General features: G+C 53.9%; 19 protein-coding genes. 10 read left to right on the top strand and 9 right to left on the bottom strand.

The window, feature by feature from the left end; translation table 11 throughout:
* Positions 1-132 precede the first annotated feature (132 nt).
* The 6 genes from ligA to M3089_RS00155 all read left to right on the top strand — a co-directional run bounded on the left by ligA (position 133) and on the right by M3089_RS00155 (position 6344).
* Positions 133-2142, top strand: coding sequence for an NAD-dependent DNA ligase LigA (ligA, locus tag M3089_RS00180; protein WP_249081122.1), 2010 nt, complete (start codon positions 133-135; stop codon positions 2140-2142).
* A gap of 6 nt (positions 2143-2148) precedes the next feature.
* Entirely contained in the window at positions 2149-2814 is a 666-nt protein-coding gene (locus M3089_RS00175; protein ID WP_249081341.1) for a B3/B4 domain-containing protein, read from the top strand.
* A gap of 5 nt (positions 2815-2819) precedes the next feature.
* On the top strand, positions 2820-3257 hold the full coding sequence (locus tag M3089_RS00170) for a LexA family protein (RefSeq protein ID WP_249081121.1): 438 nt from the start codon (positions 2820-2822) through the stop codon (positions 3255-3257).
* Positions 3258-3260: 3 nt separating this feature from the next.
* On the top strand, positions 3261-4535 hold the full coding sequence (locus M3089_RS00165) for a Y-family DNA polymerase (protein WP_249081120.1): 1275 nt from the start codon (positions 3261-3263) through the stop codon (positions 4533-4535).
* 149 nt (positions 4536-4684) lie between these two features.
* A complete protein-coding gene (locus tag M3089_RS00160) occupies positions 4685-5461 on the top strand; it encodes an META domain-containing protein (protein ID WP_249081119.1) in 777 nt (258 codons plus the stop codon).
* A gap of 718 nt (positions 5462-6179) precedes the next feature.
* Positions 6180-6344: a hypothetical protein gene (locus M3089_RS00155; RefSeq protein WP_249081118.1), complete on the top strand. Its 165-nt coding sequence runs from the start codon at positions 6180-6182 to the stop codon at positions 6342-6344.
* A 581-nt stretch (positions 6345-6925) separates the two neighbouring features.
* On the opposite strand, the gene rny is transcribed toward M3089_RS00155, so the two are convergent.
* From rny to M3089_RS00135, 4 genes are all read right to left on the bottom strand, one after another.
* Positions 6926-8461 carry a ribonuclease Y gene (gene rny, locus M3089_RS00150; protein WP_249081117.1) on the bottom strand — a complete coding sequence of 512 codons (1536 nt, stop codon included), beginning with the start codon at positions 8459-8461 and terminating at the stop codon, positions 6926-6928.
* 28 nt (positions 8462-8489) lie between these two features.
* Complete coding sequence (locus M3089_RS00145) at positions 8490-8798, bottom strand: cell division protein ZapA (RefSeq protein ID WP_205108705.1); 309 nt, start codon at positions 8796-8798, stop codon at positions 8490-8492.
* A 10-nt stretch (positions 8799-8808) separates the two neighbouring features.
* Positions 8809-9105, bottom strand: a complete 297-nt coding sequence (locus M3089_RS00140) for a hypothetical protein (RefSeq protein ID WP_205108875.1) — start codon at positions 9103-9105, stop codon at positions 8809-8811.
* Between the two features lie 98 nt (positions 9106-9203).
* Entirely contained in the window at positions 9204-9830 is a 627-nt protein-coding gene (locus M3089_RS00135; protein WP_249081116.1) for a hypothetical protein, read from the bottom strand.
* Positions 9831-10044: 214 nt separating this feature from the next.
* Between M3089_RS00135 and rfbA the strand changes: the two genes are divergently transcribed.
* The 4 genes from rfbA (at position 10045) to M3089_RS00115 (ending at position 16261) form a co-directional block, all read left to right on the top strand.
* On the top strand, positions 10045-10911 hold the full coding sequence (gene rfbA, locus M3089_RS00130; protein ID WP_249081114.1) for a glucose-1-phosphate thymidylyltransferase RfbA: 867 nt from the start codon (positions 10045-10047) through the stop codon (positions 10909-10911).
* Between the two features lie 97 nt (positions 10912-11008).
* The gene (locus M3089_RS00125; protein WP_249081111.1) at positions 11009-13528 is read left to right on the top strand and encodes a GumC family protein; all 2520 of its coding nucleotides are present in this window, start codon (positions 11009-11011) and stop codon (positions 13526-13528) included.
* A 7-nt stretch (positions 13529-13535) separates the two neighbouring features.
* Positions 13536-13991: a BT0820 family HAD-type phosphatase gene (locus tag M3089_RS00120; RefSeq protein WP_249081106.1), complete on the top strand. Its 456-nt coding sequence runs from the start codon at positions 13536-13538 to the stop codon at positions 13989-13991.
* A 1670-nt stretch (positions 13992-15661) separates the two neighbouring features.
* Positions 15662-16261, top strand: coding sequence for an RNA polymerase sigma factor (locus M3089_RS00115; RefSeq protein WP_205108697.1), 600 nt, complete (start codon positions 15662-15664; stop codon positions 16259-16261).
* A 49-nt stretch (positions 16262-16310) separates the two neighbouring features.
* Here the strand turns inward: M3089_RS00115 and M3089_RS00110 are convergent, their stop codons facing one another.
* The 5 genes from M3089_RS00110 to M3089_RS00090 form a co-directional block, all read right to left on the bottom strand.
* A complete protein-coding gene (locus M3089_RS00110; protein WP_249081105.1) occupies positions 16311-17357 on the bottom strand; it encodes a DUF1848 domain-containing protein in 1047 nt (348 codons plus the stop codon).
* A 330-nt stretch (positions 17358-17687) separates the two neighbouring features.
* Positions 17688-18347, bottom strand: a complete 660-nt coding sequence (gene rpe, locus M3089_RS00105; protein ID WP_205108695.1) for a ribulose-phosphate 3-epimerase — start codon at positions 18345-18347, stop codon at positions 17688-17690.
* A gap of 210 nt (positions 18348-18557) precedes the next feature.
* The gene (gene fmt, locus M3089_RS00100; protein WP_249081103.1) at positions 18558-19538 is read right to left on the bottom strand and encodes a methionyl-tRNA formyltransferase; all 981 of its coding nucleotides are present in this window, start codon (positions 19536-19538) and stop codon (positions 18558-18560) included.
* A 21-nt stretch (positions 19539-19559) separates the two neighbouring features.
* Positions 19560-21368, bottom strand: a complete 1809-nt coding sequence (locus M3089_RS00095; RefSeq protein WP_249081102.1) for a chloride channel protein — start codon at positions 21366-21368, stop codon at positions 19560-19562.
* Positions 21365-21934 carry an L-threonylcarbamoyladenylate synthase gene (locus M3089_RS00090; protein ID WP_205108688.1) on the bottom strand — a complete coding sequence of 190 codons (570 nt, stop codon included), beginning with the start codon at positions 21932-21934 and terminating at the stop codon, positions 21365-21367. Before M3089_RS00090 ends, M3089_RS00095 begins: the two co-directional genes overlap by 4 nt.
* Between the last annotated feature and the right edge of the window lie 19 nt (positions 21935-21953).

The raw sequence follows: 21953 nt of genomic DNA, 5'->3' as shown, positions 1-21953 counted from the left end.
GGAGCGTCATTTTTGCATCCTGCCCACAACATGCGAAAAACACAGAGAATGGCAATAGCATTTTTTCGCAGGGAAGAACATCGGTGATTGATAAAAATGAGTAACTTTGCAAACCGAAGACAACAGAACGACATGAACGAAAAAGAAAGGATAGTGCAGCTGCGCAACGAGCTGCACGAGCACAACCACAGATACTACGTGCTGAACGCTCCAACCATCAGCGACATGGAGTTTGACATGATGATGCACGAACTGCAAGAACTCGAGGCACGCCACCCGGAAATGGCCGACCCTACCTCGCCGACACAGCGCGTGGGCAGCGACATCAACAAAGAATTCAGGCAGGTGGAGCACCGCTACCCCATGCTCTCGCTGGCCAACACATACAACGAACAGGACGTGGCCGACTGGTATGAGTCGGTGAGCAAGGGCCTGAACGGTGAACGGTTTGACGTGTGCTGCGAGTTGAAATACGACGGCCTGTCGATAAGCCTGACCTATGTAGACGGCCGGCTGACGCAAGCAGTGACCCGAGGCGACGGCGTAAGGGGCGACGACGTGACCGACAACGTGAAGACAATTCGCTCAATACCGCTCGTGCTGACGGGCAAAGGCTACCCCCGCGAGTTTGAGATACGCGGCGAGATTCTGATGCCATGGAATGTGTTTGAGCAGCTTAACGCCGAGCGCGAAGCCGCCGAAGAACCCCTGTTTGCCAACCCGCGCAACGCAGCCAGCGGCACCCTGAAGAGCCAAAACTCGGCCCTCGTGGCCAGCCGCCGCCTCGACGCCTACCTGTATTACCTGCTCGGCGAAGAGCTGCCGGGCGACGGGCACTACGAAAACCTGGCGGAGGCCGCCCGGTGGGGCTTCAAGATAAGCAGTGGGATGCGCAAGGCAACGAGCCTGGAAGAAATATACGACTACATAAACCACTGGGACAAGGAGCGCAAGACGCTGCCCGTGGCCACCGACGGCATTGTGCTCAAGGTGAACTCGCTGCGCCAGCAGCGGGCGCTGGGCTACACGGCAAAAAGCCCCCGGTGGGCAATAGCCTATAAGTTTAAGGCTGAAAGGGAGTGCACCAGGCTCACGGAAGTGACCTTCCAGGTGGGCCGCACAGGGGCGGTGACGCCGGTGGCCAACATGGAGCCGGTGCAACTGGCCGGCACCACCGTGAAAAGGGCCACGCTGAACAACGAAGACTTCATCAGAAGCCTTGACCTGCACATAGGCGACTACGTCTATGTGGAGAAGGGAGGCGAGATAATACCGAAGATTGTCGGGGTGGACACCGATGCCCGCACGCCCGGGATGGAGCAGGTGACGTTTATCACCCATTGCCCGGAATGCGGCACACAACTCGTCAGGTATGAGGGTGAAGCAGCCCACTATTGCCCCAACGACACCGGCTGCCCGCCGCAGATAAAGGGCCGCATAGAGCACTTCATCTCGCGCAAGGCCATGAACATCGACAGCCTTGGGCCTGAGACGGTTGACGAATACTTCCGCCGTGGCCTCATACACAACGTGGCCGACCTGTATGACATACGTGTCGAAGACATCAACGGAGGCGGCACGCGCGAGAAGTCGGCCCGGAAGATTGTGAAAAGCATAGAAGCATCAAAAGCTGTGCCGTTCGAGCGGGTGGTCTTCGCCCTCGGCATCAGGTTTGTAGGCGAGACGGCCGCCAAGCTGCTCGCGCGGCGCTTCCGCACCATGGACGCCCTCGCCGGGGCGCAACTGCAGCAGCTCACCGACGTCAACGGCATTGGCGAGGTGATAGCCAAAAGCGTCATCACCTACTTCCACGACCCGGCCAACCTCGAGATAGTAGACCGCCTGAGGGCTTGCGGCCTGCAGATGGGCGTGAGCGAGGCTGATGATGCCGGCACGGGCGACGCCCTGGCAGGCCAATCCATAGTGATAAGCGGCGTGTTCGAACACCACAGCCGCGACGAATACAAAGACATGATAGAGCGCAACGGGGGCAAAAACGTGGGCAGCATAAGCTCTAAGACATCATTCATACTGGCCGGAAGCAACATGGGGCCGGCCAAACTGCAGAAGGCAGAGAAGCTGGGCGTGCGCATTGTTGGCGAGGAAGAGTTTCTCAAAATGATTGACAACACAAACGGATAAAATATGATCAACATCATCGTATCAGACGAAATAGAGACGGTGTGCCCAGGCTTTGTGGGCGCCGCCGTTGAAGCCACAGCACAAAACAGCGGGCACAGCGACGCGCTGTGGCAAGAGATAGGCGCATTGAGTGCCGACTACCGCAGCAGGCTGACCCCCGAAAGCCTGAAACAGATGCCGGCAATAGAAGCCACGCGGCGCGTCTACCGGGCTTGCGGCAAAGACCCCAGCCGCTACCGCCCGTCGGGCGAAGCATTGGTAAGGCGGGTGTTGCAGGGCAAGGAGCTATACAGGATAGACACACTCGTAGACCTTGTCAACCTGGCAAGCATGGCTTACGGATACAGCATAGGCGGGTTTGACGCCGACAAATTCTGCGGCGACACGCTCACACTGGGCATTGGCCGCGAGGGCGAACCATATGAGGGCATTGGCCGGGGGCTGCTCAACATTGCCGGGCTGCCGGTATACCGCGACGCGAAGGGCGGGGTGGGAACGCCGACAAGCGACAACGAGCGAACAAAAATGACACTGGAAACTACGCATGTGCTGTTTTTGGTAAACGGATACGACGGCGACAGCAAGCAGGTGGAAGCCTGCGCGTCATACCTGCAAGACCTGCTCAGGAGGTATGCCGGCAGCGACGGCGGCACCATCACCACATACAGGTAGGGCAAATGAAGCTGGAATTGTATTCGGCTGACCTGAGCAGCCAACTAAACCTGGCCTTTGCCGACCAGGGCATCAGGGCCGGTTTCCCGTCGCCGGCACAAGACTACATGGGCGAAAGCATCGACCTAAACCACGAACTGGTGCACCACCCCGCAACAACATTCTACGCAAGGGCTGTAGGCGACTCTATGACCGGATGCGGAATTGACGACGGCGACCTGCTCGTGATAGACAAGTCTATAGAAGCGCAAGACGGCGACATAGTGGTGGCATTCATCGACGGCGAGTTCACCCTAAAGCGGGTGAAGACCGACAAGGCCGCCAACTGCCTGTGGCTCATGCCGGCCAACGACCAATACAAGCCGATAAAGGTGACTGAAGATAACAACTTCATAGTTTGGGGCGTACTGACATACAACATCAAGCGGCAACTTAGGAGGTGAGCAATGTTCGGCCTTGTAGACTGCAACAACTTCTACTGCTCGTGCGAAAGGGTGTTCAACCCCGCACTGAGAGACGTGCCCGTGGTGGTATTGTCTAACAACGACGGGTGCATCATTGCACGGAGCAACGAGGCCAAGGCCATGGGCATTGGCATGGGCGTGCCATACTACCAGGCACGAAACCTGCTCGAGGCCAACAAAGTGGCCGTTTTCAGCTCAAACTACGCGCTTTACGGCGACATGAGCCGCAGGGTGATGATGATGCTTGCCGACTTTTCGCCCGAACTGACCCAGTACTCCATCGACGAGGCTTTCATCGACCTGTCCGGCCTCGGCACCGGCAACGAACTGTACGACTACGGAAGGCAGATAGTGAAATCTATCGGACGGGGAACGGGCATACCCGTGACAATGGGCATCGCACCCACGAAGACGCTGGCCAAGGTGGCCGGACATTACGGCAAACGATACAAAGGCTACGGCGGGGTGTGCATGATAGACACCGACGAAAAACGGACAAAGGCACTGATGGGCCTGCCCATAGGCGAAGTGTGGGGCATAGGAAGGCGCAACAAGGCCCGGCTGGAAAGCGCCGGCGTGCAAACGGCATGGGACTTTACGCGCCTCAGCGAGTCGTGGGTGAGGCAATTGCTCACCGTGACCGGCGTGCGAACATGGCAGGAACTGAGGGGCACGAGTTGCATAGACATCGACGAACTGCCACAAAAGAAAAGCATCTGCACCAGCAGGAGCTTTGCCGACGGCGGACTGTGCGAGCTGGGAAAGGTGGAGGAAGCCGTGGCAAACTTTGCCGCGGCATGCTCACGCAAGCTCAAACAGCAGCACAGCTGCTGCGCCACGCTCACGGTATTCGCTTACACGAGCCGGTTCAGGACGGACATGCCCCACTATCCCATCAACCGTACAGTACAGTTTGCCGTGGCAACCAACGACCAACAGGAAATAGTGAGCACGGCGGTCAAGGCGCTGAGGGCCGAATGGCCGGGCGACAACAGGTATCACTACAAAAAAGCCGGTGTAATAACATGGAACACCATGCCAGACAAGGCAATTCAGGCCAACCTCTTTGACACCACCGACCGCGAGAAACAGGCGCGGCTGGCCAAGGCCATCGACACGATAAACAGGAAAAACGGGCATAACACCGTGAAAGTGGCAGTGCAGGGAACGGGCAGTGCATGGCAATTGAAACATGAGCATTCGTCGAAGCATTACACCACAGACATAAAGGAAATAATAAGGGTGAGAACACAATGACAACACCACGGCCGGCCTAAAACCGCCCCACGGGTGGAACGGTTTGGCCGGTTTTGCTCTTTTTAACACTTTCCCACGCAATATTTGCACCGCTACCTCATTTTAGTGGTAGACAAACAAGACATAAGCAACTTACAAACAGCAGAGACATGAAGAGAAACCTAATCGTAGCCGCAGCACTTTGCGCAATGGCATTCACTGCGTGCAACAAACCACAAAAAGGACTTCAGGAAGCCTTGAACAACGAATGGAACATAACAGAGGCTGACGGAAACGCAATAAAGACAACAACCGGACAGGCACCTTACATTGGCTTTGACCTGAAAGAGGGCCGCATCTACGGTTACAGCGGATGCAACAGGATAATGGGCTCGATAGACCCCAAGACGCAGAAGCCCGATTTCCAAAGGATGGGCAGCACGATGATGGCCTGCCCCGACATGGAGACCGAAAGCAAGGTGTTGGCCGCCCTGAACAAGGCCAAGGACTTCAAGCAGGAAAAAGACGGCTCGCTGGCACTGCTCGACGAGAAAGGAAACAAGGTGGCAAGGCTGGAAAAGAGATTTGAAGACATGGCCTACGCCGAAATAGAAGGCGAATGGACCATAGCCAAGGTGTTCGGACAGAGCCTGAAAACCACAAAAGACAGTAAGGCACCGGCGTTGTCGTTCGACACAAAAGCCAACAAACTGAGTGGCACCACCGGCTGCAACCGCATCATGGGGGGCATAGAACAAGGCAAGGACGGGCCTCGAAGCATATCGTTCGGGCAAGCCGCAACCACCAGGATGGCATGCCCCGACATGGAAAATGAAAACAACATAATGACCGCACTTGCCCAGGTGAAATCGTTCGGCAAGCTGAAAAACGGCCATCTGGCTTTCTTTAACAATAGTGGAATGCTGATTTTGGAACTTGCAAGATGATGAATCCGGCGCATGTTCCGGCTTCGTCTACCGCCGGTGTGAGCCGTGTTTTCGGCACATGTATGTATGCTTGCCTCATGGCATAGCCGTTCTCTGCGAAGAAAACAGGCTAACCCAAACGGAAACACGCTCAAATCGACGGCGGCAGGATATGGCCTTGATGAAATGAAAACAGATATTTTATAAAGAAAGGGTAATCACAAACACACAAAATTAAACTCATATTCCGAAGGGGAGAATACGCCAGGCGAGGCTGTTCTCCCCTTTCATGTGGAATGGCAATGCCATGAGACGAAAGCCACATGCTCTATACAAGCCTACATTACGGCTGCAAGTGAGTGCACACTGGGCTTTCATTGCCAACACGACAGGCATGAAAAACAAAACAGCAATGCCACTTGGCCACATGTCACGCAGACTGATTGCCAGGCAACCTGCATGCCGACTGCCGTCAGGGCTTATCCCGGGTGCTGTTGCCTGTTGGCAATGCGGCCCCCCCCGAAGGCATTGCCGTTTACAGAAACATGGCTGCAACAAGGCTGAAAACATTCTGTCGCAGGCATGACGCCCCACTGGGCATACGGCAGTATGGCGGCCGCCGATGCCGCCCCGGCCCCCACAGTCACGCCAACGGCCAAAGGCAAGCGGCCATCACAGCAGAGCATGCACGGCTATGCATGCCTGTCGGCAGGCCACGACTTGAAGAACGCCGATGCCGATGGTGCATGAAAGTAGCGTAAACGAAGCCTGCCTCGACCGTAGCAACCGACGTTCGGCTTTTGGGAAAAATGGCTCCGAGCAACACCACCGGCTAAGCCACACCACACAACGCATCATGATGAAGGCAGGAGTGAAGCAGTATGGCAACGCATATTCACTGTGAATCGAGGTAAACGAAAACATTCGGACACCCGGCATTGCTGCCCCGCCCCCATCCCTGTGCAGTGGCCGGCGGGCAACATGGGCCGTTTTGAAGCGCAGAACAGGCCGTCTTGCATTCCAATACGGGCTGTTCTGCCGGCCAACCCATGCACTTCACCCAACCACCTCTGGCTCAGGCCATTGGCTATTTCAGGCACTACGGCTGTGGATTATGCATAAATGCAGCGAGCCATATAATGGCGTGATGATGCCGCGCGTGCAAAACCACGATGCGGCTCATGCCACGCCTCGACGCCAGACGCCGCACGGTTGGGTCAAGGGCATGCCTGCACCGCTTGCAGTCGTATGCCTGTCTCGGTCGCCTCGACCATACACCGCCGCCAGCAAACAGCTGATTGGATGGCGGCAACCACCGGCCGGCGGGGCCCAAGGCAGCCACGTGGACGGCAGGCCGGGGCAGCACCATCACGGATACAACAATGTAAACAGGCCTACAGGCCCTCAGATCCACAAACAAAAAAGCAGTGCGGCATTGCCGCACTGCTTTTCACGAGTCGTGGCGCAATGGCGCCGCAAAGCCCATCACTTAGCGTAGGCCACGCTGCGCGTCTCGCGTATGACGGTAATCTTAACCTGTCCGGGATAAGTCATTTCCGTCTGTATCTTGTTGGCAATCTCGCCCGAGAGTGCCTCTGTCTCGCTGTCGTCCATCTTGTCGGCACCAACGATGACGCGAAGCTCCCTACCCGCCTGTATGGCATAGGTCTTTGTAACGCCGGGATAGCTCATGGCAATGGCCTCGAGGTCGTTGAGGCGCTTGATATAAGCCTCTACTATCTCCCTGCGGGCACCCGGACGGGCACCGCTGATGGCGTCGCAAACCTGAACGATGGGCGCAAGCAGGGTGTTCATCTCGCACTCGTCGTGGTGGGCGGCAATGGCGTTGCAGATGTCGGGCTTCTCCTTATACTTCTCGGCAATCTTCGCCCCGTACAACGCATGGGGCAGTTCGCTCTCCTCGTCGGGCACCTTGCCAATGTCGTGCAGCAATCCCGCACGCTTGGCTTTCTTTGGGTTGAGCCCGAGTTCTGAAGCCATCACGGCACACAGGTTGGCCGTCTCGCGGGCGTGCTGGAGCAGGTTCTGCCCGTAAGAGCTGCGGTATTTCATCTTTCCGATGATGCGTATCAACTCCGGGTGGAGCCCGTGTATGCCAAGGTCGATGGCAGTGCGCTTTCCGGTCTCAATGACCTCGTTTTCAAGTTGCTTCTTCACCTTCTGCACAACCTCCTCGATGCGGGCCGGATGGATGCGCCCGTCAGACACGAGCTGGTGCAGCGCAAGGCGGCATACCTCACGCCTGATGGGGTCGAAAGCGCTGATGACGATGGCCTCGGGGGTGTCGTCTACCACAATCTCCACCCCTGTGGCAGCCTCGAGCGCACGTATGTTGCGGCCTTCGCGGCCAATGATGCGGCCTTTAACCTCGTCGTTGTCTATGTGGAATACGCTGACGCTGTTTTCAATGGCAGTCTCGGTGGCAACGCGCTGTATGGTCTGGATGACTATCTTGCGTGCCTGGGCATTGGCATTAAGCTTTGCCTCGTCCATAATCTCATTTATATAGCTCTGTGCGTCGGTCTTTGCTTCGTCTTTCATGGCCTCCACAAGCCGTTGCTTAGCTTCGTCGGCGCTCAGTCCCGACAGTTCTTCGAGCTTGGCCCTCTCCTGCAACTGCATCTTCTCAAGTTCTTCATGGCGCATCTGTATCAACTTCTTTTCATTCTCTATGCGCACTTGCTGGTTGTCAAGGTCGTTCTTACGACGGCCCAATTCTTCTTGCCTCTGGTTGAGGGAAATCTCGCGCTGCTTCAGCTTGTTCTCGCTTTGCTGTATGTGCATGTTGCGCACCTGCACCTCCTTCTCCAGCTCGCTCTTCTTGTTAAGGAACTTCTCCTTGACCTCAAGCAGCTTTTTCTCTTTCATAACATTGGCCTCCTTCTCTGCGGCCTCCATCATCTCATTATATTTTCCCGTTAGTACATATCGGAAAACGAGATATCCGCCAACCCCACCAATCACCAATGCGGCGGCGCCGATAATTATTTCTATAATCATAAAGCTTAATATAAAGTTGTTAATATTCTCATCTTTTATCGCTAAGTGCATCCTCGATTTCAGCAGTCAGACGTGTGAGAATATCATTGTATGGCGCGGTGTCGTTCTTATAGCGCTCCTTCTGGTACTGAAGCGCTATATCAATAAGTGTCATGAGTGCTATCGTATGGTCGCCCTTATGGCCCTTGTACATCTGCGCATAGACATTGTAGCGGTCCGTAATGAGCTTAGCGGCAGCCCGATAGTACTCTTCCTCATCGCGGTCGACGACGACTTCCAACTCTTCGTCGTAGACGTGCAACCGTATATGTAGTTTATCTCTGTTCTGCTCTGCCATCAATCTCTATCTATTTCTGTTCAGACAAGATAGTGATGCATTTGTTAACATCCCTTATGAGCCTTGACAAACGGCCTTTGGTGACTTCGATGTCTTCGTCTGAAACCTCCAACATCTTCATCATCTTCAATGCTTCATATTCATCGCATTTCTGCTCCAGCTTCCCACGGAGGTCGCTTATCTCCCTCTCATTCTGGTCAACCATGGCATATAGCTCGTCGTTCTCCTGTTTCAGCCTGTTAAACTGAAGGAGCAAGTCCCGCACGCGGGTCTGGAATAATGCCAAAGTCTGTTCATCTGAAGCCATAGGCAACAAGTCTCTGAATACAAAGGTATTAAAATATCTTCAATTTGTTTGCAATATCACATCAGGGGAATGCTTTATTTAATGTTTTTTATCTATAATCATTTATCATCGCCCTTGGGCTGCGGCTCTTTCTTGGCCAGCATGACAACGTTATAGACAAAGTCTGTCACCCAGCGCTGCGAGAAGCCCAGTCGGTGCGAATACTCACGCACAGACACAACGGCCTTCATCACACCGGGCTCCGTGAAGTTGTTCTTGTTGTATATGCTGTCGACGGTTTTCTCGGTCATCTTGTACAGCGCCCCCTTGAAAACGCTGGGCAAACGCAGCTTGAACTTCATCAGGTTGCCCATGAGCATCATGAGATCCTGGGTGAAACCCTGGAACTGCACAAGGTATACCTGAACGTCTTGCAGCTTGCGGCACCTGCGGCGGACGCTCTGGTCAATCTCCCTGAAGAAGTCGTCGTCCATCGAATATATCTCTTTGAGCATTTTCTTGCAACGGGCCTTCTCGCCCACACCGAGGCGGTTGTTGACCGTCGGCACGTGGAGCGTGGTCTTGAACACACGCATGTCGGGAAGCATGGCAAGGTTGGTGATGCCGAGCTCAGAAGCTATAGCCGCCTGGAAATAAACACGGATGAGGGTCATGAAGTCTTCCATGCCGCCCACTTTCTTCTCTTCAGCATCCTTGTGACGAAACAATTTGGATAGTATATTCATAATAGTCAGTCTGTTACACCCCGAGAACACGCCGCTGCGGCCTCATGCCAAGGCGGCCCCCAAAGGGGTGTTGCTACATATCAATTATTTGTTTTGAGTGCAAAGTTACGTATTTTCTCGGACAAAGGAATGATTTTCAACACAAAATCCTTCCTAATAGGAGAAAAAAGATTACCTTTGCAGAAAATTCATAAACTGGAGTATATTATTCAAAATGAAAGGTATCGTATTAGCTGGAGGTAGCGGAACCAGGCTATACCCGATAACCAAGGGTATCAGCAAGCAGATGATTCCGATTTTCGACAAGCCAATGATATACTACCCAATCTCGGTTTTAATGCTCGCCGGGATTAAGGACATCTTGGTAATCAGCACGCCATACGACCTGCCGGGCTTCAAGCGGTTGCTTGGAACGGGCGAAGACATTGGTGTAAGGTTCGAATATGCAGAACAGCCATCGCCTGATGGACTTGCCCAAGCGTTCCTCATTGGCGAGGAATTCATAGGCGACGACGCAGTGTGCCTGGTGCTTGGCGACAACATCTTCTATGGAAGCGGATTCACAGGAATGCTGAGGCAAAGCGTAGAAAATGCCGAGGAGCACAACGAAGCAACTGTCTTCGGCTACTACGTCAACGACCCTGAGCGTTACGGGGTAGCCGAATTCGACAAGCATGGCAACTGCCTGAGCATCGAAGAAAAGCCGAAGAGCCCCAAATCAAACTACGCCGTGGTCGGTTTATATTTCTATCCGAACAGCGTTGTGGGCATTGCCAAGAGCATAAAGCCCAGCGAACGCGGCGAATTGGAAATCACTTCGGTAAACCAAGCCTACCTCGCACAGCAGAACCTCAAGGTGCAAACGCTACAAAGAGGGTTTGCATGGCTTGACACCGGCACCCACGACAGCCTCAGCGAAGCCAGCACATTCATCGAGGTAATAGAAAAACGCCAGGGCCTAAAGGTGGCCTGCCTGGAAGAGATTGCATACAACCAGGGATGGATAACAAGGGAACAGTTGCACGAACTGGCCAAGCCGATGGCCAAGAACAGTTACGGCCAATACTTATTGAAGCTATAGCGACCCAGCCGGACACCTCCAACTCTATCTACAATGCGCATATTATATCATACATAGCAACAACGAAATCCATTCAAAAACAAATTAATTACTGTTGATGGGAAACAATAATATAGAAACGAACAGCAACGCCGAGCAGCTTGCAGCCAACGAGTCTGAGTCTTCTTTCGACATCAAGGCAATATACACAATGTTCATCCTCAACTGGCAATGGTTTGCATTGTCGGTCATTGTGTGCTTATGCGTAGCCGTAGCATATCTCAGGTACAAGAGCCCGGTATACCAAGTGTCGGCAAAAGTGCTCATCAAAGACGACGAAACCAAGCAAGCCAGGGGTGGCAACCAGATGTTAGCCAACATGCAGGACTTCGGTTTCATCTCGAGCAGCAACGGCATTGACAACGAGGTCGAAATACTGCAAAGCCACATCTTGGCCCGCGAGGCAGTGAAAGACCTCAAGCTTTACACTGAATACAGGCTTGAAGGCAGCATCAAGGACAAGCTGATATACAAGACACAGCCCGTGAATGTGGATTTGGACACAGCCGCCCTAACCCGTATGGACAACCCCGACATACTGAGGAAGGTGCTCTATATAAAGATGAGAGTGTCTATGGCAGGCGGCAAGTTCAATGTCAAGGGAAAGGTGTTCACCAACGAGAGCACCAACAACGAGAAACCGTTCGAGGTCTCTTTCAATTCTCTGCCGGCCAAAGTCAAGACATATGCGGGCCTGCTAACATTCACACCGAACCTGCACGAGATACCTGAAGAGTCGAAGACCAACGACCTCATTGTGACAATAATGCCGCCGTCGACCGTTGCAGCCAACTACATCAGAACCATGAGCGTAGAGCCCACATCGAAGACAACGTCGATAGCTCTTGTCAGCATCAGCGACAAAGACGCAAGGAGGGCCGAAGACTTCCTCAGGCAACTGGTGATATGCTACAACAGGCAGGCCAACGCCGACAAGAACGAGATAGCCATCAAGACGGAACAATTTATCAACGAGCGTCTTGAGAAAATAAACACAGAGCTTGGAACTACCGAAGGCGACCTGGAAAGCTACAAGAGAAAGCACAACCTCACGCAGCTGAGCCTCGACGCCACCGAGACCCTTACCCAGTCAAGCCAGTACGCATCAAAGCTGTCGGAGGCAAAGTCGCAGATAGAACTGCTCAATTACCTCCGGGAGTACATAGACAACCCGAGCAACAAATATGAAATAATACCGTCCAACATCGGGCTTGAAGACCCGGCGTCGACGGCACTCATCACACAGTTCAACCAGTCGGTGCTCGAAAGGAACAGGCTGCTGCAGTCTGCATCGGAGATTGCACCGCAGGTAATGGCACTGACCAACACCCTCAACGAACTGCAGTCAAGCCTCCGCACGGCCCTGCTCCAAGCACGCCGCAGCGCCGACATCAAGTTGCAAGGCATCGAGAAACAATACAACCTGTACCAAAACAGGATTGCAAGCACCCCTGAGCAGGAGCGCATACTGACGCAGATTGGCCGCCAGCAGGAAGTAAAGTCGGGCCTGTACCTCATGCTTCTGCAAAAGCGAGAGGAGAACTCGATATCCCTCGCCGCCACAGCCGACAAGGGAACCATGATTGACGACCCGATATTCGGAGGCAAAGTGAGCCCCAAGGGAAGCGTAATACTGTTGGCTGCACTGGTGATTGGCATCGGCATACCGTTCGCCATACTATACATACTGCAACTGATGAGATACAAGATTGAGGGCCACGACGACGTGGTCAAGCTCACAAGCCTTCCCGTCATTGCAGATGTGGCAGTGGCAAGCGAAAGCGCGAAGAGCGCGGCAGGTATCGTTGTGCACGAGAACAAGAACGACCAGATTGACGAGATATTCCGATCTATGCGCACGAACATACAGTTCATGCTCAAGGACAGCCAGAAAGTGATAATGTTCACGTCGTCGACATCGGGCGAGGGAAAGACGTTCAACGCCGCAAACATAGCAGTAAGCTTTGCCCTGCTCGGCAAGAAGGTAATACTGATTGGCCTGGACATCAGAAAGCCCGCGCTCGGACGGCTCTTCGGCCTCTCCGACAGAAACCGCGGAGTAACCCCGTTGCTGACAAAAGAAACGATAACACCGGCCGACATAACCAGCCAGATACAGCCGTCGGGTGTCAACCCCAAGCTCGACCTGATGCTGGCCGGGCCCATCCCTCCCAACCCGACGGAGCTGCTGGCAAGAGAGAACCTCGGAGTAATCATCGAGCACCTGAAGAAAGAATACGACTACATAATACTCGACACAGCCCCTATCGGACTCGTGACAGACACGTTCCAAATCGGCAAGCTGGCAGATGTGTCAATCATCGTATGCCGTGCCGACTATACGGCAAAGTCGTCTTTCGGCCCAATCAACGAGCTCGCCAAGGAGAAAAAGCTGCCTAACATGTGCATTGTGCTCAACGGAGTAGACCTCTCAAAGAAGAAGTATGGCTACTACTACGGCTACGGCAAGTATGGCAAATACGGGCGTTACGGTCACTACGGGCGCTACGGCACCTATGGCAACTACGCCAACAGCCACTATGGCAACAAAGAAGACAACTCGATAAAAACAAGGTAAAAGCGACATGACGATTGCAGTAGACTTTGACGGAACCATCGTCGAGCACAAATACCCGGAGATAGGCAACGAGATTCCATTCGCCACCGACACGCTCAAAATGCTTATCAAAGACAGACACAGGCTGATACTGTGGAGCGTGCGCGAAGGGGAGCTGCTCAACGACGCCATCGAATGGTGCAGGGAGCGCGGTGTTGAGTTCTGGGCAACCAACCGCGACTACCCCGAAGAGACTGAAAGCAACAACCAGCATTTCAGCCGCAAGCTCAAGGCCGACATGTTCATCGACGACCGCAACCTCGGAGGACTGCCCGACTGGGGCACTATCTACCGCATGATAAAGCAGAACAAGACATGGAACGACTTGCTTGCCGAGGCTGAAAACGGGAGTCTTGACAATCCGTACATGCATGATCGAGGTAACAGCACTAAAAAGAAAAGGTGGTGGCTGTTTGGCAAATAAAACGTCACAAAGCTTAGAATGATGTTTGCGGCAATTGGTTCAGCGATATGGAACCATTGCCGCAAACGTTTTTTTAATGCCAATCGGCCGTTTGGCCACAAAAAGATTTCATCATGCTGCTGTGCTGATTGCCCGGCGCTGTTGGCCAAGGCATGCCGGACTACAACCTGACGCAACGACGGGCATGATGCCCTTTCGAGGATGGAAAAGCTTGATTGGTAGAGGCATTAACTTCTAAACAAACATCTAACTGCTAAATTTCAGAACCAGATTTAACACCAATCGGTCATTAGAGCCATAAGTGGCTATGAACAGCTTCTATTCAAAATAGCCCCTCGCTCCTGGTAGAAGTGCAGCTGGCCTGGTTGAGACAAAGCAGCCACAAGGTGCCGACAGCAGCAACAAAGTATACAGAAAGCCCAAAAAAGCAACCAAAGCACAGCCACAACTGTGGTGATTATCTATTGTGATTAAACCCACGACATGCTGCAAACCACACGCCGTACAACCGTATTCTCTTAGTCGCCTTTGCAGTAGAGAGGGCTTTTTGCATTCCAAAAAAGCACTATTGTCTCAACCGGCATGCCCAGATATTGCCATTATGCCGCATAGTGTTAGCATCGAAAACAAAATCCCTATTCCCAGACGCATGCAACATCACCGTGGCAGGCTGCCTGCTGTGGCGTGGCCTCAGGCTGCTACGCATAAGGCGAGGGCTGAAATTTGTTTGCACTGCAATGTGGATGCGTAGATGCAAAAACCGAATTGCGATTTTGGTTGAATGCATGTTCGCTCTGTTTCGCACGCCGATTTACAACGGAACCAGCCATCCATGCCTGTAAACAGACAATAGCCGTCGAAATCACGACAATAAATGTCTGCCGATAAAATCAAAACGAAATCAAAATATCGCCGCGGAATGAAGAACAAAGCCTGCGGTGAGCCAACCATCTGACTGTCAGCGTGTTGGAAAACAACAACAAAGCGTTTGCAAAAAGCCCCGTTTTGGTCGGCAAAACGTGCCGTTTCAAAGTGCAAAACGGCACGTTCTACGACGCAAAACGGCATGTATTGACATCCGTCAAGCAGTGAGCCGACAATTTGACGCGTTTAGTTCAATCAACTACCGGCTTGCTGTGCACCTTCGATTGCCCTGCTTGCGCAAGGCTTAAAGCATGGTTGCCACACATGGCAAAAAGCCTCAGAACATGGCAACAAACAATTTGCACTACAATACTTTGCAATCATTGTGGCTTAAACTGCCGATTTTTGGAAAACTCAACGGCCCAACATGGCAGGCATAACACACAGTGCCGGTTTCGGCGACGGCAGTGCGCGCACCGTAAAAACTCGCATAGCGCTCCCCGGCGTGCTATTCGTGCAACCGTTTACAAACAATGGTCAAGCGCCAATCACAATGCACCAGCCATTCGGCATATATATTAAAATACACTTGTGCGACCAAGCCCTAGGCAAGAGCGAGCGTGTTTCAAAGCGAAAAAATCTAAAAATAAAAACACTGAAGACATACAAATTCCACGCCAATAATTTGGTTGAAAGAATTATTTTATATACTTTTGCAATATAAAATAAACATTCCAATAACAATTAATCAAAACTGTTAAGCCTATCGACGAGACATTTACTTAATCAACAAAAGACAATTAAGTATGAAGAAATTCGGAAGTATGACCGACGAAGAGTTGGCATTACTGTACGTTGAGGGAGATAACAGAGCCTTTGATGAGTTATTGTCACGAAATCAAACAAAGCTCTTTACTTATATAATGTTCGTAGTGCGCGACCAGGAGACGGCCAACGACATTTTCCAAGACACTTTTGTCAAGGTCATAATGAAGCTGCAGGAAGGAAAGTATACCGACTCCGGCAAGTTCTCATTCTGGGTTACGCGCATTGCCCACAACGTCATCATGGACTGGTATCGCCAGAACAAGAATGAGCACATAGTGGAAATGGCAGAAGACAATGACCTGACAAACCTCAAAAGTGCCTCTGTCATGGACATCTGCCGTGAAGACGAGATTGTCAGCGAGCAGGTTCACTCCGACGTGCGCCGCATGATGAACGCCTTGCCTGCCCCACAGCGCGAAGTGGTATACATGCGGTTCTATCAAGGCTTGTCGTTCAAGGAGATTGCCGACATTACCGGCGTGAGCATCAACACGTCGCTCGGCCGCATGCGCTACGCCATAATCAACCTGAGACGCATGGCCCGCGAGCACGACATAATGCTCAGCATCGGGGCCTGAGCATTATGTAAAGCAGTCTGCCTGAATCACTCCTTACACACCGCAAAGTTCATCCACACAAGCTCTCACCGCCGGGGTTGTGAGCAGCCATGTTGCGTTCGACCGTCATCCTGCTGCCGTTGGCATAACAGTAAGCGCAAAGATGGCCGCAAGTGGAATACATGCCAATGTCCTTGCTTACCATGCACCCACACGCCTTGCGCTGCCCCCTGTCCCTTAGACTGCGCTTTGCCAGGGGCATGACCGACATGTGGCCGCCTGCATCGGGCAGCGGCAGTTTCCCGGAATGCAGATAATAAACCAACTCGGGGTCGTTGCCGAAGAGCCGCTCTATCAGCGTACCGTCGATACAACAGTTGTGAGAGATGCCGTATGCCCCGAAGTCATCTTCTTCGGCGCACGTAGCCAAATCAATTTTCCATCCATCCGAAGCCCACCTGTCGCGCATACGGGCCAAACCGACAGCCAACTCCAAACGCTGCCCGGCCGACGGTTCGGCCGACGTCACGCCCGCCTGTGCATACAAGCTGCACGAGGCACGCAGATTGGAAGCAACGCGCCGATAGGCACCCACGTCGACAAAGCTGAACACGAGCTTCTCTGTGCATCCCCTCATCATGTTACCCAACCGCCAGACACGGGCCAGCAAATCATGCGGTGTCAACGATGGCGTGAGCAGCATCGGGTCGAAACGCCACACCACCCTGCCGGCGCCTATCATTGCAGCCAGCCTCCGGGCGGTGTCGACCCTACAGCCGAGCGATGGCACTCGTGGCTCCAAGCCCTCTTGCTCATAGTCGTTGATGGTAAACTGAAAGTAATAGTGGATGCGTTTACGGTCGAGTATGTGCAGATATGGCATAATCGGTGCAGGGTTTTTCGTCCAAAACACGATGACCTTACACCGCAAAAACGATACGTACACTTTACGTTTGCTGAACGGATTCACCCACACACAGTAGCCACGCTCCAGCCTGCGGAAGAACCATTCGGCATAGAATGCCGGTATGTCGGTGGCCCTGCTGGCCGATATAACCACAGGGGCAACGGCCTCGACCCGCTCACCCGAATCGGTTGTTATCACTACTCTATCCATGCACTTGCGCCAAACGAGGCTTTATATTAAACAACATGAAAACCTGTGAGCGACCATTTGCCCTCGGCTCGTGTGCCATCCTACCAAACGAAAAGACAACACACGCATGCCATCCGGGACTAAGCCATTGCCAAGGAATTGGCAAAAGCGGCTCCTACCGCTACGACGGAACAAGCCCAAAGGCCATGCCCGACAACCGGATGGGACACATACCGTGACACAAACCCACAGTCATGACCCAGCAACAATGACACCACCATTCACTTACAGGCCTAAAACAAAACAGCCGCAAGCGTCTGTTCTTGCGGCTGACTGTAACTGATTGGTTGCTCAAACCGTACGCCCGAGGTTGCGCAAATGCCTTATTGCCTCCTCGGGATGCGGGCTCTTGAACACGTAGCTGCCGCTGACGAGCACGTCGACACCTGCTTCCACAAGCCTCGGGGCTGTCTCGGCCTGCACCCCTCCGTCAACTTCTATGAGGGCGTGAGAGCCACTCTCGGCTATCATACGGCGCAGTCTGCCCACCTTGTCGATGGTGTTTTCAATGAAATCCTGCCCGCCGAAGCCCGGGTTAACGCTCATGAGCAACACCATGTCGAGCTGCCCGATGATGTCTTCAAGCATAACCACCGGCGTCGTAGGGTTGAGAGTGACGCCGGCCTTCATCCCCGCATCGTGTATCTCCTGCACGGTGCGGTGCAGATGGGTGCATGCCTCATAGTGGACATTCATCATCATGGCCCCCAGGCGTGCCGTCTGGCGGATGTAGTTCTCGGGGTGCACAATCATGAAATGCACGTCGAGGGGCTTTGTGCAAGCCCTTGCCACCGCCTCGATGACGGGAAAGCCAAACGAAATGTTGGGCACAAACACGCCGTCCATCACGTCGAGATGAAGCCAGTCGGCCTCACTGCGGTTAATCATCTCTATCTCGCTGTCGAGCCGCAAGAAGTCGGCTGCAAGCAGCGATGGTGAAACCATTGCCATATATCGCTCAATTCAGGCAGAAAGACACAGTCGTCCCGTCTGCCATTTTTATTACTCTGTAAGTGTAAGCTATCTTCTTAATGATATCCAGCGTGCGTTCGTTGGGATTCATTCCTTCCTGTGTAAAATGCATCATAGGCTCCTTTCTTATTGTACTTGCTTACTTTACAAACGGCAGAAGCCATGATTTATTATGTCTGCACACAGATTTTATTCCACCCGGCAACCGTCGATGTCTTTCATTCCGTTGAGGAAGTCGGCCGAAGCCATGCGTTTCTTACCCGCAACCTGCATCTGATCCACCACGACAGCCTCGCCTCCGGCCGTAGTGACGGCCAGTTTTCGCCCGCAACGGAACAATTGCCCAGGTTCGCCCTGCCCCTTTACTATCTCGGCATCGGTGGAATACACTTTCATCACCGAGCGTTTTCCGTCGGCAGTCACGAGTGTTGTCCATGCACCGGGATGCGGACTGAGGCCTCGCACGAAGTTGCGCACACCGGCAGCCGTCTTTCGCCAGTCAATCAGGCATGTCTCCTTGAATATCTTCGGGGCCGCGTGCAGCACCTCGCCCGGCTGTTGCAGTCCGTCTTGCGGCAAAGCCTCGGGATGCCCCCCGGCAGCCACAATTGCCTCGAGCGTACGCAGGCACACGCCGGCACCGAGCTGCATGAGCCCGTCGTAGACGTCGCCGGCGTCGTACTCCGGCTTTATGTCAAACGGCTCGCGCATAATCACGCGGCCGGTATCGATGTCGTGGTCAAGGAAAAACGTGGTCACGCCGGTACGGGTCTCACCGTTTATCACGGCCCAGTTTATCGGAGCGGCCCCTCTATACTGCGGAAGGAGGGCTGCATGCACGTTGAACGTTCCGTATTCGGGCATGTCCCACACAACCTCGGGCAGCATCCTGAAAGCCACCACCACCTGAAGGTTGGCCCGGAAAGAGCGCAGCTGCTCAACAAAACCAGGGTCTTTCATCTTCACCGGCTGCAACACAGGCAGCCCGAGCGAACAGGCATACTGCTTAACAGCCGACGGCTGAAGCACGCTGCCGTGGCGTCCCACGGGCTTATCGGGCTGGGTCACCACCGCCACCACGTTGTAACCGCCTTCAACCAAGGCCCTTAGAGTAGCGACGGCAAACTCCGGCGTGCCCATGAAAACTATCCTCAAATCGTCTTTTGTCATAATGGTCTGTTGGTTATGATGTCAATCTTCACTCATGTCGGCCACCATCTTGCGATACATGCCATACATGCGCTGCCTCGAGATGTAGCCCTTCAGATGGCCGTCGGCGTCGAGCACAGGCAACCAGTCGGCATGTGTGCGGTCGAAAACCTGCATGACCTCGGTCATAGGCTCGTCGTCGCGCAGCGTAGCCGCGGGCGGTGTCATGAGCTGGCTTGCCGTGAAATGGTGGTACAATTCAATGCGGAACACCACATGCCTTATCTTCGTTATGTATATCTCGCCGAGCAGATTGCCGGCTGCATCAAGCACCGGCAGGAAGATGTTGCGGCTCCGGCTTATCTTGTGCACGATGGTGCCGAGCTCCATGTCGGGCGACACGGGCGTATAGTCGCGGTCGATCACGCTGTCGAGGCTCATCAGAGTGAGCACTGCATGGTCGGTATGGTGGGTGATGAGCTTGCCCTCCCTGGCCAGCCGCATGCCGTAGATGCTGTGTGGCTCGAATATGATTATGGTCAGATAAGAGCATACGCTCACTATCATCAGCGGCAGGAAGAGCGCGTAGCCACCCGTTATCTCGGCGATGAGGAATATGCCCGTTAACGGGGCGTGCATCACGCCAGACATCACGCCGGCCATGCCGAGCAGGGCGAAATTCTTTTCCGGCACATAGACCCCCACCTCATACATGTTCCAAAGCCTGGCAAACAGGAAGCCGCCGAAGCAGCCCACAAACAGGCTCGGGGCAAAAGTTCCGCCACATCCGCCCCCTCCGTTTGTGGCCGAAGTGGCAAACACCTTGGTAATGACCACCAGGAAGACGTAGATGACGAGCAGGCTGCCATGGCCGGAGAAAAGCGAATTGTGCATGATGCCGTTCCAGTCGGCCTCCGTACTGCCGTTGAGCAGCTGGTTGATGTCATGATATCCCTCGCCGTAGAGCGATGGGAAGAGGAATATGAGCATGCTGAGCATGCTCCCGCCGATTACCAGTTTGAAGTAAGGCTTGTCCTTGAAGCGCGAGAACATGTCCTCGCACAGCGTCATGGCCCTTATGAAATACAGGCTCAGCAGGCCGCAGGTGACGCCGAGCAGAATGTTGGCAGGCACCCGTTCTACCGTCCACGCAGCATCGAGGTGGAACGTGAACAACGACGTCGAGCCGCTGAAGATGTATGTAAAGCATGTCGCGGTGACGCAGGATATCAGTATCGGCAGGAGCGAAGCCATGGTAAGGTCAATCATGAGCACCTCGAGGGTGAACACGAGCCCCGCTATGGGTGCCTTGAATATGCCGGCTATGGCACCGGCAGCACCGCAGCCAACAAGCAACACGAGCGTACGGTTGTCCATCCTGAACAGCTTGCCCAGGTTTGAGCCTATGGCCGAGCCCGTCAATACGATGGGCGCCTCGGCACCTACTGAGCCGCCGAAGCCGATGGTGATGGCCGAGGCCAGCACCGACGACCAGCAGTTGTGGCCGCGCAGGCGGCTCCGCTTGCTGCTTATGGCATAGAGTATGCGCGTAATGCCGTGGCTGATATTGTCTTTTACGACATACTTCACGAAGAGCCCCGTGAGGTATATGCCCACCACGGGATATACCAGGTAGAGCCAGTTGGCCGTCTTCTCGTTGAACGAGCTTGTGAGCAACAGGGCTATCTGGGCTATGATCCAGTGTAGCGTAAACGCCGCCACGGCACAGAAGAAGCCAACGGCAAAGGCCAGCATGAGCACAAAGGTGCGCTCGCTGATGTGCTTCTCACGCCAGTCCAGCAGCTGCTCAAACCACGATTGCCCCGCGGCGGGCGCCGACAGCCCTATCATTGGCGTATAATTTCGACCTCACCGTTAACCCTAAGGCGCACAATGCTCGACGGTTTGTGCGGCTTGTGCTCCTGGCGGCGGCTCCAGCACACGTAGTCGACGGCATCGAGCAATTCCTGCGCGATGTCGCAATAGTTCTGGGCTGCCGGTTGGCCGGAAATGTTGGCCGACGTAGAGACCACGGCTTTCTGGAAACGGTAGCACAGTTCTTTTGAGAACGGCTCGTTGGTTATGCGCAGCGCGATGCTTCCATCATCGGCTATGAGGTTTGGCGCAAGGCCGGTGGCACCGTCAAGTATCACCGTGAGGGGATTCTCGGCGCAGTCTATGAGCTGCCATGCCACGTCGGGCACGTTGCGCACGTAGCGCTGCAGGCGGGCATCGCTGTCGACGAGGCATATCAATGCCTTCGAGTCGTCACGCTGCTTTATCTTGTATACCTTGGCCACGGCCTCGGGGTTGGTGGCGTCACAGCCTATTCCCCACACGGTGTCGGTGGGATACAGTATCACGCCGCCATTCCTCATGGTCTCTATGGCGCGCCTTATGTCTTCTTCTCTTGTCATCTCTTTTCTATTTACTCAC

Source organism: Marseilla massiliensis (genome assembly GCF_023336985.1).
Lineage (GTDB): Bacteria > Bacteroidota > Bacteroidia > Bacteroidales > Bacteroidaceae > Prevotella > Prevotella intestinigallinarum.
The sequence above is the reverse complement of the archived record's forward strand: the minus strand, read 5'-3'. Positions and strand labels throughout refer to the sequence as shown.